This window comes from Chromobacterium sp. IIBBL 290-4 (assembly GCF_024207115.1).
Lineage (GTDB): Bacteria > Pseudomonadota > Gammaproteobacteria > Burkholderiales > Chromobacteriaceae > Chromobacterium.
Genome location: NZ_CP100128.1, coordinates 1,369,120 through 1,382,270, shown reverse-complemented (window position 1 = coordinate 1,382,270; position 13,151 = coordinate 1,369,120). Strand labels below are relative to the sequence as shown.

Sequence of the window (13,151 nt, the reverse complement as noted above, 5' to 3'; positions counted from 1 at the left end):
GAAAAGAGCCGGCCTTCAGGCCGACTCTTGCATTTCAGCCCAAAACGCTAGCCGCGTCCCTGGCCGGATGGCCAGCGGCTATGCCTCCACAATGGCCAGGGCGAAGCCGTCGTAGCCCTTGGCGCCGACGGTTTGCACCGCGGTGGCGGAAAGCCGCGGGTTATCGCCCATCAATTCGATAAAGCGGCGGATGCCCTGGATGGCCGGATCGGCGCTGGCGGCGTTGCCGACCTCGCCTTGGCGCGCCACATTGTCGCCGACGATGACGGTGCCGGGACGGGACAGCTGCAGCGCCAGTTCCAGATACAGCGGATTATTGGGTTTGTCGGCATCGATGAAGATGAAGTCGAACGGCGCGGCCTGCTGTTCGATCAAGCGGCGCAGCGAGGCCGCCGCGTCGCCCTGCAGGATCTCCACCTTGTCCGCCACGCCGGCGCGGCGCAGATTGGCGGCGGCGATTTCCACATGGCGCGGTTCGAATTCCAGCGTCACCAGCTTGCCGTCCGCCGGCAGCGCGCGCGCCAGCCAGATGGCGCTGTAGCCGCCCAGCGTGCCGATTTCCAGAATCCGCTTGGCGCCATGGATGCGCGCCAGCAGATTCAGAAACTTGCCCTGGTTCGGCGGCACCTGGATGGCGGGGAGGCCGGCGGCGGCGCTGTCGTCCAGCGCCGCTTGCAGCGCATCGTCCTGTTTGACCAGCTGTTCGCTGTAATACGCATCCAAGCGGGTCCAATTGGTGTCAGTCATGGTGTTTCTCCTCAAGGGTGGGTGGCGCGCTCGCAAACGAGCGGCGAGAGGCATCCGGATCGTATCGGGGGGCGAGCAAAGGGAGCAGCCAGGGCAGATACGCCGGGTCGGCGAGCGGCAGGCCCGGCAGTTCCTCGGGCGCGAACCAGGCGATGCGCTGGTGTTCCGCCGGCTGCAGATTGCGGACCTCGCCGCGCCAGCGTGTGACCAGGAACAGCCGGCAGTCGCCTTCTCCGCCCGGCAAGGGCAGCGTGGCGAGCGGCCGCGGATCATCTATATCAATGTCCAGCTCTTCGCGCAGCTCGCGCATCAAGGCCGCCTCGGCGCTTTCGCCGGACTCAAGATGGCCGCCGAACACATCCCATACGCCGGGATAAAAGGCGCGATCCGGCGCGCGCAGACCCAGCAATACTTGGCCGCCGCGTATCAAGGCGGCAGCCGCGCAGCGATGGATCATGGACTCAGGCAATGCCGCCGCCGCCATGGGCGCGATAGGCCGGGCGTTGGCGCAGCCGCTCGAAATATGCCTCCGTTTTCGGCAGGGAGGGCTTGTCGAACGGGGTCAGCAGCCAGCGCTGAATGGATAGGCCCAAGACGATGTCGGCCAGCGTGAAGGTTGCGCCCAGCAGCCAGCCATCGCCGATCTGCGATTCCAGTACGGCCATTTGCTTGCTCCAGGCCGCCACGCTTTCGGCGATGCGCGCGGGGTCCTGATGATCCGGGCTGTTGCGGCTTAGCGCATGGAAGGCATAGGCCCAGGCCGGATTCAAATCCCCAAGCTGCCAATCCATCCAGCGCTCGACGCGCGCCCGCTCGATTGGCGATGCCGGCAATAGATCATGGCGGCCATGCTTGGCCGCCAGATAGCGGCAGATGGTATTGGATTCGGACAGCGGGGTGTCGCCGTCCACCAGTACCGGGATCAGCGACAGCGGGTTGAGCGCCTGGAATTCCGGATCGGAAACCGGCCGTACGCCGCGGCCCCAATCTTCGCGTTGATAGTCCAGGCCGATTTCATGGCAGGTCCACAGCACTTTGCGGACATTGATGGAGTTGGCGCGTCCAAGCAGGCGGAGCATGGCGGCATCCTGAAAGTGGGAGGAAGCGACAGTATAATCCCGGCCATGCCAAATGTTTATTCCATTTGGTTTTGCAGCGCGTTTGCGGAGTGCGGTTCCGCGCGGCGCGGTTGTCGCGTCGCGGATAAAACCTGGAAACGAGCCAGAGCCAAGACGCGCCGCCCCAGGCCGCGCAAGGAGAAAAGGCGGGAGCGGGCAGAGATCCGCCGCTGGCAACACACCGCCGCCAGGCGGGCGGTCAGGTTGGATGCGGTCTTCAGAGCGGGGCGTCGAGACGCCGGCGCTGTTTCGGGTCAGCGCGCGGCGGCGGCCGGCGGCAGATATTCCGCCCAGGCGTCGGCTTCGCGCTCACGGTAGCGGACGACGCCGCGATCCAGGTCGAAGTCGTAAAAGGCATAGACTCCGCGCGCGGCCAGCAAGGCCGGCGGAAACAGCAGCACGCCGGAAACCATATTGGCCGTATTGATCTGCAAGGGCAGCACGCCGTACAGCGCCGGCTTGCCTTCGCCGCTGGCCTTGAATTCGTAGCGGCTGAGGCTGGTGTTGTCGTAAGCGCGGGTGTGCGGCAGCGCTTGCCGCGTCACATGCTGCTGGTCGTAGATCGCCACTTCGCCATGCAGGGAGGCGCTGCTCATGGTGGAGGTGGAATGGGCGGCGCAGCCAGCCAGGGCCAGCGCGGACAATAAGGGGATGAAAATCTTGTGCATGGGCGTAAACGGCTAAGAGGAAGCGCCGAGGCCAAGCCAGCCGCGGCGCGAAAGGGCGCATCTTATCCTGACTTTCCTAACCGGAGACGCCGATACTTAATTTGGAATGTCAATCAAGTATTTGAAATGACTAGTTTTTCCCGTTTGCGCAACAGGTGGGCGCGGCCGGCCGGCACTTAGCCTTCTTCGCGGCCGATGCGCAGCAGCCGGGCATGCAGCACCAGATTTTCCAGCGTCAGCCGCGCAGTGGCGGCCAGGTAGACCAGCATGCGCTTGGCCTCGTCCGGCTCTTCGGCGCGGAAAGTCAGTTCCCGCTCCAGCAGCGAATCGACAATCAGCTCTCGCAGATTGTGTTCATCAAAAGGCAGATCGGCATAGTCGATTGGGTCCTCGGCCTCCACATCCTCTACCAGACACAGCAGGTTTTCACGGCTGAGCGCGTTCATGGCGGCCTCCTCCTGTCGCTAAAGCGGAAACAGACGGTCAATTTGAGTGTAGCGGGTTTATCGCGGAGGGATTGCCGTGTTGGGCGCGGCAGCGGCGCTGCGCATCCGCCCCAAGCAAAAGCCGGGTCTGCGTCGATGCTCCTGACAGGACCTGTCAACGCGCTGGATTATCTTGCGGACTTCCAAACACCGCAGTCGGCGTTTACGACTGACACAGCCTGGGAGTCTTATGAAACGCGCCATTACAGTTCTGACCGAAAACTTTTCCGATTGGGAAACCGCCCTGATCAATTCCTGCTGCCGCGGGTATTACGGTTTCGATGTGCAATATGCCTCGCCAGGCGGCGCGCCGGTCACCTCATCGGGCGGCTTGAGGGTCACGCCGCAGTTGGCGATAGAGGCGATTGAGTTGTCGGACCTGGACCTGTTGATCGTGTGCGGCGGCACGATCTGGCGCACGCCGCAAGCGCCCGATGTCAGTCAGTTGGTGACCGCCGCCCATGCGCAAGGCGTGGTCGTGGCCGGCATCTGCGACGGCACGCGCGCGCTGGCGCAGGCCGGCGTGCTGGATTCGGTGCGGCATACCTCCAATGCCGCGGATAACCTGGCCGTTGCCGGCTATGCCGGCGCCGCCCATTACCAGGATGTGCCGCACGCGGTCGGCGAGCGCGGCGTGGTGACGGCGTCTGGCACCGCGCCGGTCAGTTTCATGGCGGAGATCCTGCGCGAGCTGGGCATTGGCGGGGCGGATCTGGACGCTTATCTGGCGCAGCATGCGGCCGAGCATAGGCGCGTGGCGCAATAGGCGCGCCTGGGCAAACCAGGCGAGATAGAAGCCCCCCGCGAGGGGGGCGATGCGGTCAGGATCGGGCGAGGGCCTCTCGCGCCTGGCTGCGCGCGGATTGCACCCAGGGCTCTTGTCGAGAGAAGGCGGGCGCGTCCCTCAGATCGCATTCGCCGCTGACGATGGCCTTGGCCGCTTCTATCGCCCAAGAGGGTTTGGCGGCGATCTCGCGGGCGGCCGCCAGCGCCTCGTCCAGCGCGCTGCCCTGGCAGAGGCGGGAGATCGCGCCGCTGCGATGCGCCTCTTCGGCGCTGACCAGGCGGCCGGTCAGCAGCCAGTCCAGGGCGATATAGGGCGAAATCCGCGCCGGCAGCCTGGCGCAGCCGCCCTGGGCCGCGACCAGGCCGCGCCCCGCCTCGGGAAAGGCGAAGCGCGCTTCGCGCGAAGCGAAGATCAGGTCGCAGGCCAGCGCGATTTCAAAGCCGCCGCCCAGCGCGATGCCGTCCACCGCCGCGATAAGCGGCTTGCGCCTTTGCGCTCTGACAATGCCGGCGAAGCCCTCAGGTTCGACGATGGGCAGCTCGCCAGCCGCGAAGGCCTGGACATCCATGCCGGCGCAGAAGCAGCCGGCGTGGCCGGTCAACACGGCGGCGCGCACCTCGCCATCGGCTTCGATTGCGCGCAAATGCCTTTGCAGCCCTTGCGCCATCGGCAGGTGGATGGCGTTTTTCTTCTCGGGGCGGTTCAGCCGGATCAGGGCCACGCCGCCTTCCAGACGCTCCAGCGTAACCGGAGGCGAGGCCTCAGCCATGCTCGGGCTCCTTGCGGAAGCACACCGCGGTCAGCAACAGCGCCGCCAGGCCAAGCGGCAAGGCCAGCCAGGGGAGGACGGTGACCGACAGGCTGTAGAGCGTCAGTCCGCCCAGCATGCCGCCGGCGGCGATGCCGGCGTACAGCACCGCGCTGTTGAGCGATACAGTCAGGGCGCCGAAGCGTTTGGACAGCGACAGCAGCCGGTGCTGGATCGGAACCAGATACATCCAGCCGGTGACGCCCCAGATCAGGAAGATGCCGAGCACCCACCACGGCGAATGCGCGTAGAAGGCCAGCAGGAACAACGACAGCGTCTGGATGCCTATCGAAACCAGCAGCACGAGGCGGCTGCCCAGTGTATCGGTCAATACGCCGGAGACCGCGTTGCCTATCACGGCACCGACGCCGAAAACCAGCAGCGCCAGCGGCAGGATGGCTTCCACGCCCAGCCGGGTGTCCCGTAGCAACACGCTGACGTAGCTGTAGACGATATGCTCCGAGCTGACCGCGAAAAAGGTGATCAGCAAAGTCGACAGCACCGCTCTTTGCCGCAGCGGGGCGAGTCGTTCGCGCAAGCTGTGCTTGCCCGGCGCCGGCAGGTCTTGCAGCACCCAGGACAGGCCGAGCAGGGCGACGCCGCCCAGCGCGGCGATGCCGAGGAAGATGTCGCGCCAACCGATCACATGGGCCAGGAAGGTGCCGAACGGGATGCCCAGCGCGATGGCCAGGGTCATGCCGCCGTAGACGATGGAGATTGCCAGCCCCTTGCGCTTTTCCTCAACCAGCGTGCCGGCGGCCGCGGCGGCTTGCGGGGTGAACGAGGCCGCGCCCAGCGCGGCCAGCACGCGGCCCAGGGCCAATTGCAGATAGCTGTCGGCCCAGGCGCAGGCCAGATTGCCGGCGATGAACAGGACCAGGGCGAGCTGCAAGATGCGCCGGCGGTTGATATTGCCCAGCAGCCAGGCGGACAGCGGCGCGAAGACCATATAGGACAGGGCGAACAGCGAAATCAGCTGTCCGGCCTCGGCCGGGCCGACGCGTAGCGCCGCCGCGATTTCCGTCAAGACGCCGGCGACGATGAAGGCGTCGGTGCCGATGGCGAAGGTGCCGGCCGCCATCAGCCCCAGCGGAATCAGGCGGCTGTTTGACTGAAGGGCGCTCATCCCGCTCTCCGCAACGCATGCGCTTGCCAGGCCTGGTCCAGCGCGGCCAGGAAGGTCTCCACATCGTCGTGGCTGTGGGCCGAGGTCGGCGTCACGCGCAGCCGCTCCGTGCCGGCCGGCACGGTTGGCGCGTTGACCGGTTGCACGTAAATGTGGAACTCCTTGAGCAGGTATTGGCTCAGCAGCTTGTTCTTGTGCGGATCGCCGACCAGAACCGGCAGGATGTGGCTGTCTTCTGAGGCCAGCGGGATGCCCAGGCGGCGCAGCCCGTCCTTCAGGTGGCTGATGATGTCCAGCAAGTGCTTGCGCTGGGTGTCGTGGCGCAAATTGTAGTTGAAGCTGGCCAGCGACGCGGCTACCACCGGCGCGGGGGACGAGGTGCTGAAGACGAAAGCGGGCGCCCAGCTGCGTATCGCCTCGGTGACCACGCGCGGCGCGGCGATATAGCCGCCGGCCGAACCGTAGGATTTGCCGAAGCCGCCCTGGATGATGTCGATGCGGTCCAGCAGGCCGAGCTGCTCCGCGTAGCCCAGGCCTTGCTCGCCGTAGATCCCCGCGGAATGGATTTCGTCCAGATAGCTCAGCGCGCCGAACTCTTCTGCCAGTTCGATGATGTCCTGCAGCGGCGAGAAGTCGCCGTCCATAGAGTACAAGGATTCGAAGGCGATCAGCTTGGGCCGCTGCGGATCGTCCTGCTCCAATAGCGAGCGCAGGTGCGCCACATCGTTGTGGCGGAAGATTTTCTTCTCCGCCTTGCTGTAGCGGATGCCGTAGATCATCGAGGCGTGATTGAGCTCGTCGGAATAGACGATCAGGCCGGGAATGGCGTCGCTGAGCGTGGACAAGGCGGCGTCGTTGGCGCCGAAGCCGGTGCTGAACAGCAGCGCGGATTCCTTGCCGTAGGCCTGGGCCAGCGCGGACTCCAGTTCCGCGTGGTAGATGGAGGTGCCGGAGATGCTGCGCGCGCCGCAAGTGCCGAGCCCCACGCGTTTCACCGCTTCGATGGTGGCGTCTATCACCACGGGGTGATGGCTCATCGCCAGATAGTCGTTGGAGCACCACACATTCAAGCGCCGCTCACCGGCCGGACCATGCTGGATGGCCCAGGGTTTGTCTTGCGCGCTGCGCTCCAGGTGCAGATAGTCGCGGAAGCGGCCTTGCTTTTTGGTTTCATCCAACTTGGCTTCCAAGATATTCAGAATGCTCATCGGGGTTTCCTTGTCGTTCAGACGGATTTCAGAATCAGGGATACGCCTTGGCCCACGCCCACGCACATCGTCACCAGGGCATGGCGCGCCTGCCGTTCGGACAGTTCCAGCGCGGCGGTCAGCGCCAGGCGCGCGCCCGACATGCCCAGCGGATGGCCCAGCGCGATGGCGCCGCCATTGGGATTGACGCGGGCGTCGTCGGCGGCGACGCGCCAGTGCCGCAGAGTCGCCAACACTTGCGAGGCGAAGGCCTCGTTGATTTCGAACAGGTCGAAATCGCTCAGCGCGAATCCGGTCCGCGACAGCAGGCGCTCGGTCGAGGCGATCGGGCCTATGCCCATCACCGAGGGCGCGACGCCGGCCGCGGCGGCGGGGCCGATCTCGGCCAGGGGCTGCAGGCCGCGGCGTTTCGCATAGGCGCCCGAGGCCAGCAGCAGGACGGCCGCGCCGTCGTTGATGCCGGAGGCGTTGCCCGCCGTCACCGTGCCGCCGGACTGGAAGGCCGGTTTCAGCGCGGCCAGCTTTTCCAGGCTGGTGGCGCGGGGGAATTCGTCCTGGGCGAAGCGGTCGACGCGCTTGCGATCGATCTTCACCTCCAGCGGGACAATTTCGCGGGCGAAACGTCCGCGCGCGATGGCGGCGGCGGCCCGCTGTTGGGACTGCAGGGCGAAGGCGTCTTGCGCCTCGCGCGATACGCCATGCTCGCGCGCCACGTTCTCGGCGGTGACGCCGAGCGGATCGCAACCATATTGTTCGGCCATGCGCGGATTGATGAAGCGCCAGCCCAGCGTGGAGTCATGCAGCTGCTGGCCTTTGTCGAAGGCGCTCTCGCCCTTGGCCAGCACATATGGCGCCCGGCTCATGCTTTCCACGCCGCCCACCAGCACCAGGTCGCTGGCGCCGCTGCGTATGCGCGCGGCGCCGTAGATCACAGCGTCCAGGCCGGAGGCGCATAGCCGGTTGACGGTGATGCCCGGCACGCTGGGATCGAGCCCGGCCAATAGCAGCGCCATCCGCGCGATGTTGCGATTGTCTTCGCCGGCCTGATTGGCGCAGCCCAGTATCACTTCGTCGATATCGTCGCGGATGGCGTCGCGGCGCGAGACCAGCTCGCGGATCAGCGCGGCCGCCAGATCGTCCGGCCGGGTCAGGGCCAGGCTGCCGCCATAGTTGCCGATGGCGCTGCGCGCGCCGTCGATCAGGTAGATTTTTTCGTCATGCAGACTCATATCGGCATCCTTCAAGCGGCCGCAGCCGGTTCGGCGAGGGGTGGGTTTCTTTGCAAGGCGTAATGAGGGCGGTAACGGTAGGGGTGCAGCTGGCTGGCCAGGTGGCCGAGTATCGTCCGCGCGCGCGCCTCGCCCAGCGCGTCCAGCCAGTCGTAGGGGCTGCTGGCGTAATTGACGCCGCTGGTGGCGGCCAGCTGGATATCGGCCTTGGCGCACACGCCGCCCTCCACCATGACGACCGACTCATTGATCAGGCTGCACAGCACGCGGGCGACGATAAGGCCGGGCGAGTCCTTGACCCAGTCGAAGACCGGGGCCAGCGCGCGCAGCGCGGCGCCGAACAGCGCGAGATGCGCCGGCGCGGGCGCGGGGCTGTGGGCGGCGACGAGATAGTCGGCGGCGGCGTAGTCCAGCGACACGTCCACCACGAAGACATCGCGTCCCGCCGCCGCGGCAAGCTGGGCGGCGGTGCGGCCATCGCTGGCCTTGATGATGAAGGCCTGGTTCACCAGCAGATGGCTGCCCAGCTCGGCGTCGTCGCCGCGGCGCTCAAGCCTGACCGCGGGCCAGCGGGCCTGGACCGCCTCGGCCAGCTGGCGCGCCAGCGGGTCATGGCCGAACAGGATCAGGCTGTCCGGCGCGTCTTCGGCGCCGGCTGCGGTTTCCGCCGGATCGCCGCTGGCCGCGAAATAGGAGCGGCCGTTTTTCCGGCCCAGCAGGCCGGCATCCACCAGCGCGCCTTGCAGATAAACGGGGGTATAGCGGGCATCGAATTGCAAGGACTGCCAGATCTGGGTGCTGACCTGGAAGTTGATGTCCTGGCCGATCAGATCGGTCAGCTCCAGCGGCCCCATCCGGAACAGCCCGGTCGCCTTCAGCGCGCGGTCGATCTGCCGCGCCGAGGCGACGTTCTCTTCCAGCAAGCGGAAGCTTTCCAGATAGAACGGCCTGGCCATGCGGTTGACGATGAAGCCGGGCGTGGCCTGGCAGCGCACCGTCGCTTTGCCGCTTTGCGCCAGCAGGCGCTGGCAGCGCGCGATCACGCTGTCGGCGGTGAAAAACGAGGGAATGATCTCCACCAGCTTCATCAGCTGGGCCGGGTTGAAAAAGTGCAGGCCGATGAAGCGGGCCGGATGTTCCACCGCGGCGGCCAGCTTGTTCAAGGACAGCGAGGAAGTATTGGTGGCGATGACGGCGTCCGCCGCCGCGAGGCGGGATAGTTCGGCGAGCAAGGCAGTCTTGATCGCTGCGTCCTCGGCGACGCTTTCGATGATCAGGCCCGCGTCGGCGGCGTCCGCCAGCCGGGTGGTGAAGGCGATCCGCTGCAGGACGGCGGCGGCCTGTTGCGCCGCCAGCCGGCCTTGGCCCACTTTCTTTTCCAAGTCGCGCGCGATGGTTTCGCGGGCGGCGGCCAGCCCGGTTTCGCCGCGGTTGATCAGCAGGGTGTCAAAGCCTTGCAAGGCGAAGTGATAGGCGATGCCGCGCCCCATGGTTCCCGCCCCGATCACGGCGATTCTGTTGAAAGCCGCCAAGGCCTCCGGCGTCGAAATGTCAGTCATGGCTGCCACCATGTAGGTTGAAATGTACGAACGACAAATATCTATTCGTTCGGCATTTTCAGGCTACTGTCCGGTAGGCTAATTGACATTAGCATTTAATTAATGTATATATTACTTATAATGAATTTTCATGTGCTTATCAGCGTGCAGGGAAAGCCGCGCCGCCAGCCATCGGACAGCTAAGCGAAAGCGCTGCAGGCATGAAAAAACCCGCGCCAAAACAGCGCGGGTTTTCTTTTGGGGGCCAAGCGCGGCGGGCTTATACCGCCATCACGGCTTCCACTTCTTCCACGGTTTTCGGAATCGGCTCGCCCAGCACGCGGCTGCCGTCCGCCGTCACCAGCACATTGTCTTCGATGCGGATGCCGCCGAAGTCGGCGTATTCGCGGAACTTGGCGAAGTTGATGTACTGGCTGTGGCGGCCTTCCTTTTCCCAGGCTTCGATCAGCGCCGGGATGAAGTAAACGCCCGGCTCCACGGTCAGCACCATGCCGGCCTTCAGGGTCTTGCCCAAGCGCAGATAGCCCAGGCCGAACAGCTTGCTGCGCTCGGCGTCGTCGCCGTAGCCCACCAGGTCTTCGCCCAGCGCTTCCATATCATGCACGTCCATGCCGATCTGGTGGCCCAGGCCATGCGGGAAGGCGATGGCGTAAGCGCCGGATTCGACGATGGCGTCCACGTCGCCGTTAAAGAAGCCCAGCGCGGCCATCCGCTCCACCATCACGGCGGCGGACAGCTTGTGGATGTCCTGATACTTGACGCCCGGCTTGACGGCGGCGATGGCGGCTTCCTGCATTTCCAGTACGATTTCATACAGCTCGCGCTGGCGGGTGGAAAACTTGCCGCCCACCGGGAAGGTGCGGGTGATGTCGCTGGCGTAGCCGGCGCCGCTGGCACAGCCGGTGTCGTTCAGCACCAGGTCGCCCTGTTGCAGCACGTGGTCGTGGTGATGGTTGTGCAATACTTCGCCGCGCTTGGAGAAGATGGACGGGTAGGCCAGTTGCCAGTCGTGGCGGCGCATGATGCCTTCCATGATGCCCACCACCTGGTATTCCACCACGCCCGGCTTGGCGTTTTGCATCGCGGCGATGTGCATGGCGTGGGTCACGCCTAGCGCGGCTTCCATCTCGGCGATCTCTTCCGCGCCCTTGATTTCGCGCAGCGCCACCACGGCGCGGGTCAGCGCGGCGGAGAAGCCTTCTTTCACCTTGGCCGGATGGACGTCCAGCAGGCGGCCCAGCTCTATCATGGTTTCGCCGCGATACGGCGCGGTGTAATGGACGGCGCGGCCGGAGGCGCGCGCTTCGGCCAGCGCCTGCGCCAGTTCGGCGTAAGGGCGGCTGCGCGTCACGGCGGCTTGCGCGGCGCGTTCGGCCAAGGACGGCAAGGGGCCGGTCCAGACGATGTCCGCCACATCCGGGTCATTGCCGAACAACACCGCTTCGCCGCTTTCGGCATCGATCACGCCGGCCAGACCCGGCTCGTTCAGGCCGAAGAAATAGCGGAAGCTGGAGTCCTGCACGAAGGGCAGGATGTTGTCGTGGTAGTTCATCGGCGAATCGACATTGCCGACAAACAGCAGCAAACCGGACAAACCCGCTTGTTTCAGGCCGGCGCGGCGCTGGGCGTAGACGGAAGGGGCGAACATGATTTCTCCTTGGCCGCGCGCCGCGTCGAGGCCGCGCGCATTGTATACAATTCTCTAAGTTATCATGCGCCGCGCCGGCCGGCCAGCCGCGAGTCTAGCGCGCCGCCGCCGTTTCCGCCTTTCGCGCCATGGGTTTGGCCGGGGTCAACAGCCGACACAGCAGGCCGCCCGCCAGCATCGCCCACAAGGGCGCGCCCAAACCCGCAAAGTTGATGCCGGAGGCCGCCACCACAAAAGTCAGCAGCGCCGATTCTCTATGCTCGGCGTCGGCCAGCGCCGCGCTCAAGGACGAGGCCAGCGTGCCGAACAGCGCCTGGCCGGCCGCCGTCACCAGCAGCGGTTTGGGCAAGGCCAGCGCCAACGCCGCCAGCGCGCCGCCCAGCATGCCCATGACGATGTAGATCAGCCCGCAAAACACGCCGGCCACATAGCGGCGGCTGCGGTCGGGGTGGGCTTCCGGCCCGGTGCAGATGGCGGCGATGATGGCCGCCAGCGTCACGCCGTGGCCGCCCAGGGGCGCGGTGAGCAGCGAGGCGACGCCCAGCGCGGTCACCGGCGAGCGCGCCGGAATGTCGTAGCCAAAGGTGCGCAGCACCGCCATGCCGGGCAGGAACTGGCTGGTCAGCGCCAACAGCGCCAGCGGCAGGGCCAGATTGACGAAAGCGGCCCACGACCAGGCCGGCCAGGTGAACAGCGGCATGGCGACGATAGGCAGGGCGCTGGCTGCCGGCGCATGCAGCTCGCCGGCCGACAGCGCCGCGCCCGCCGCGATGGCCGCCAGCAAGGCATAGCGCGGAAACCAGCGCCGGCCGATGAAGAACAGGCCCGCCATGACGAGCACCAGGCCCAGATGGCCGGCCGCCTCGCTCACCACTTCGCCGACGAAATGAAACAGGATGCCGGCCAGCAAAGCCGCCGCCAAAGCCGGCGGAAACAGCGCCATCAGCTTATCGAACAAGCCGCTCGCGCCCACCAGGGTGACGATGGAGGCGGCGGCCAGGAAAGCGCCCACCGCCTCGGGATAAGGCACGCCGGGCAGCGCCGCCAGCAGCAGCGCCGCGCCGGGCGTGCTCCAGGCGGTGATCACCGGCGCCTTCCAGCGCAGGCTCAGCCACAGGCCGGCCACGCCGGAGCCGATGGACACCGCCCACACCCAGGACGCCAGCTGCGCCGAAGACAGCCCGGCCGACTGGGCGGCGTGGACGATGATCAGGAAGGGGCCGGAAAATCCGACCAATAAGGCCAGCACGGCGGCCAGCAGGGCGGAAGGGGCGGCGTCGCGCCGCAAGGTCTGCCACATGGCGAAACTCCTATCAATGCGAATTGTCGCCAGCGTGCCACGGCGGATGGCCGGCGCGCTCCCACAAGCCGGCCAAACAGTTTATGCTGAGGCGTATCTGTTCTATATAACAGTCAATCCCACAGGAACCTTCCATGCAGCTGCGCGATATCCCCTTCGGCATCACCGACTGGTCCGAGCTTCCCGCCGTCGAACACCCCGGCGAACAGGGCCGCGCCTACTGGCGCACCCGCCAGTTCGGCGACATCCGGGTGCGGATGGTGGAATACACGGCCGGCTATCTGGCCGACCACTGGTGCGAGAAGGGCCATATCCTGCTGTGCCTGGCAGGCGAGCTGCACACCGAGCTGGACGACGGCCGCGTGTTCATCCTCAAGCCCGGCATGAGCTACCAGGTGGCGGACCACGCCGAAGCCCACCGTTCCCGCGCGCCGGACGGCGCCAAGCTGTTCATCGTCGATTGAGCCC

General features: G+C 66.1%; 14 protein-coding genes. 2 read left to right on the top strand and 12 right to left on the bottom strand.

What is annotated here, in order from left to right:
• Window positions 1–78 precede the first annotated feature (78 nt).
• From NKT35_RS06425 to NKT35_RS06405, 5 genes are all read right to left on the bottom strand, one after another.
• Complete coding sequence (locus tag NKT35_RS06425; RefSeq protein WP_254299942.1) at window positions 79–747, bottom strand: O-methyltransferase; 669 nt, start codon at window positions 745–747, stop codon at window positions 79–81.
• The gene (locus NKT35_RS06420) at window positions 740–1,204 is read right to left on the bottom strand and encodes an NUDIX domain-containing protein (RefSeq protein WP_254299940.1); all 465 of its coding nucleotides are present in this window, start codon (window positions 1,202–1,204) and stop codon (window positions 740–742) included. The genes NKT35_RS06425 and NKT35_RS06420 overlap by 8 nt, the downstream gene beginning before the upstream one ends.
• A 4-nt stretch (window positions 1,205–1,208) precedes the next feature.
• Window positions 1,209–1,826: a glutathione S-transferase family protein gene (locus NKT35_RS06415; protein WP_254299937.1), complete on the bottom strand. Its 618-nt coding sequence runs from the start codon at window positions 1,824–1,826 to the stop codon at window positions 1,209–1,211.
• Window positions 1,827–2,119: 293 nt separating this feature from the next.
• Complete coding sequence (locus NKT35_RS06410) at window positions 2,120–2,533, bottom strand: putative periplasmic lipoprotein (protein WP_254299930.1); 414 nt, start codon at window positions 2,531–2,533, stop codon at window positions 2,120–2,122.
• 176 nt (window positions 2,534–2,709) lie between these two features.
• Window positions 2,710–2,979 (bottom strand): hypothetical protein, encoded by a 270-nt coding sequence (locus tag NKT35_RS06405; protein WP_254299928.1) that lies wholly within the window; start codon window positions 2,977–2,979, stop codon window positions 2,710–2,712.
• 229 nt (window positions 2,980–3,208) lie between these two features.
• On the opposite strand from NKT35_RS06405, the gene NKT35_RS06400 reads away from it, so the two are divergent.
• Window positions 3,209–3,784, top strand: a complete 576-nt coding sequence (locus NKT35_RS06400) for a type 1 glutamine amidotransferase family protein (protein ID WP_254299926.1) — start codon at window positions 3,209–3,211, stop codon at window positions 3,782–3,784.
• 55 nt (window positions 3,785–3,839) lie between these two features.
• Here the strand turns inward: NKT35_RS06400 and NKT35_RS06395 are convergent, their stop codons facing one another.
• From NKT35_RS06395 to NKT35_RS06365, 7 genes are all read right to left on the bottom strand, one after another.
• Entirely contained in the window at window positions 3,840–4,574 is a 735-nt protein-coding gene (locus NKT35_RS06395) for an enoyl-CoA hydratase-related protein (RefSeq protein WP_254299924.1), read from the bottom strand.
• The gene (locus NKT35_RS06390) at window positions 4,567–5,739 is read right to left on the bottom strand and encodes an MFS transporter (RefSeq protein WP_254299922.1); all 1,173 of its coding nucleotides are present in this window, start codon (window positions 5,737–5,739) and stop codon (window positions 4,567–4,569) included. Before NKT35_RS06390 ends, NKT35_RS06395 begins: the two co-directional genes overlap by 8 nt.
• On the bottom strand, window positions 5,736–6,947 hold the full coding sequence (gene hemA / locus NKT35_RS06385; protein ID WP_254299920.1) for a 5-aminolevulinate synthase: 1,212 nt from the start codon (window positions 6,945–6,947) through the stop codon (window positions 5,736–5,738). The genes NKT35_RS06390 and hemA overlap by 4 nt, the downstream gene beginning before the upstream one ends.
• Before the next feature lie 17 nt (window positions 6,948–6,964).
• Complete coding sequence (locus NKT35_RS06380; RefSeq protein ID WP_254299918.1) at window positions 6,965–8,176, bottom strand: acetyl-CoA C-acyltransferase; 1,212 nt, start codon at window positions 8,174–8,176, stop codon at window positions 6,965–6,967.
• Between the two features lie 11 nt (window positions 8,177–8,187).
• Window positions 8,188–9,735 (bottom strand): 3-hydroxyacyl-CoA dehydrogenase NAD-binding domain-containing protein, encoded by a 1,548-nt coding sequence (locus NKT35_RS06375; protein ID WP_254299917.1) that lies wholly within the window; start codon window positions 9,733–9,735, stop codon window positions 8,188–8,190.
• Window positions 9,736–9,994: 259 nt separating this feature from the next.
• On the bottom strand, window positions 9,995–11,383 hold the full coding sequence (locus tag NKT35_RS06370; protein WP_254299916.1) for an aminopeptidase P family protein: 1,389 nt from the start codon (window positions 11,381–11,383) through the stop codon (window positions 9,995–9,997).
• Between the two features lie 94 nt (window positions 11,384–11,477).
• Entirely contained in the window at window positions 11,478–12,683 is a 1,206-nt protein-coding gene (locus tag NKT35_RS06365; RefSeq protein WP_254299915.1) for a benzoate/H(+) symporter BenE family transporter, read from the bottom strand.
• Between the two features lie 134 nt (window positions 12,684–12,817).
• Between NKT35_RS06365 and NKT35_RS06360 the strand changes: the two genes are divergently transcribed.
• Entirely contained in the window at window positions 12,818–13,147 is a 330-nt protein-coding gene (locus NKT35_RS06360; protein WP_254299914.1) for a DHCW motif cupin fold protein, read from the top strand.
• Window positions 13,148–13,151: the final 4 nt, after the last annotated feature.

Bases quoted from the DNA above. Each gene is read 5' to 3' on its own strand.
- NKT35_RS06360 (WP_254299914.1), top strand. From the start codon at position 12,818: ATGCAGCTGCGCGATATCCCCTTCGGCATCACCGACTGGTCCGAGCTT.
- NKT35_RS06410 (WP_254299930.1), bottom strand. From the start codon at position 2,533: ATGCACAAGATTTTCATCCCCTTATTGTCCGCGCTGGCCCTGGCTGGC.
- NKT35_RS06370 (WP_254299916.1), bottom strand. From the start codon at position 11,383: ATGTTCGCCCCTTCCGTCTACGCCCAGCGCCGCGCCGGCCTGAAACAA.
- NKT35_RS06415 (WP_254299937.1), bottom strand. From the start codon at position 1,826: ATGCTCCGCCTGCTTGGACGCGCCAACTCCATCAATGTCCGCAAAGTG.
- NKT35_RS06425 (WP_254299942.1), bottom strand. From the start codon at position 747: ATGACTGACACCAATTGGACCCGCTTGGATGCGTATTACAGCGAACAG.
- NKT35_RS06420 (WP_254299940.1), bottom strand. From the start codon at position 1,204: ATGATCCATCGCTGCGCGGCTGCCGCCTTGATACGCGGCGGCCAAGTA.
- hemA (WP_254299920.1), bottom strand. From the start codon at position 6,947: ATGAGCATTCTGAATATCTTGGAAGCCAAGTTGGATGAAACCAAAAAG.
- NKT35_RS06380 (WP_254299918.1), bottom strand. From the start codon at position 8,176: ATGAGTCTGCATGACGAAAAAATCTACCTGATCGACGGCGCGCGCAGC.
- NKT35_RS06405 (WP_254299928.1), bottom strand. From the start codon at position 2,979: ATGAACGCGCTCAGCCGTGAAAACCTGCTGTGTCTGGTAGAGGATGTG.
- NKT35_RS06400 (WP_254299926.1), top strand. From the start codon at position 3,209: ATGAAACGCGCCATTACAGTTCTGACCGAAAACTTTTCCGATTGGGAA.
- NKT35_RS06365 (WP_254299915.1), bottom strand. From the start codon at position 12,683: ATGTGGCAGACCTTGCGGCGCGACGCCGCCCCTTCCGCCCTGCTGGCC.
- NKT35_RS06390 (WP_254299922.1), bottom strand. From the start codon at position 5,739: ATGAGCGCCCTTCAGTCAAACAGCCGCCTGATTCCGCTGGGGCTGATG.
- NKT35_RS06375 (WP_254299917.1), bottom strand. From the start codon at position 9,735: ATGACTGACATTTCGACGCCGGAGGCCTTGGCGGCTTTCAACAGAATC.
- NKT35_RS06395 (WP_254299924.1), bottom strand. From the start codon at position 4,574: ATGGCTGAGGCCTCGCCTCCGGTTACGCTGGAGCGTCTGGAAGGCGGC.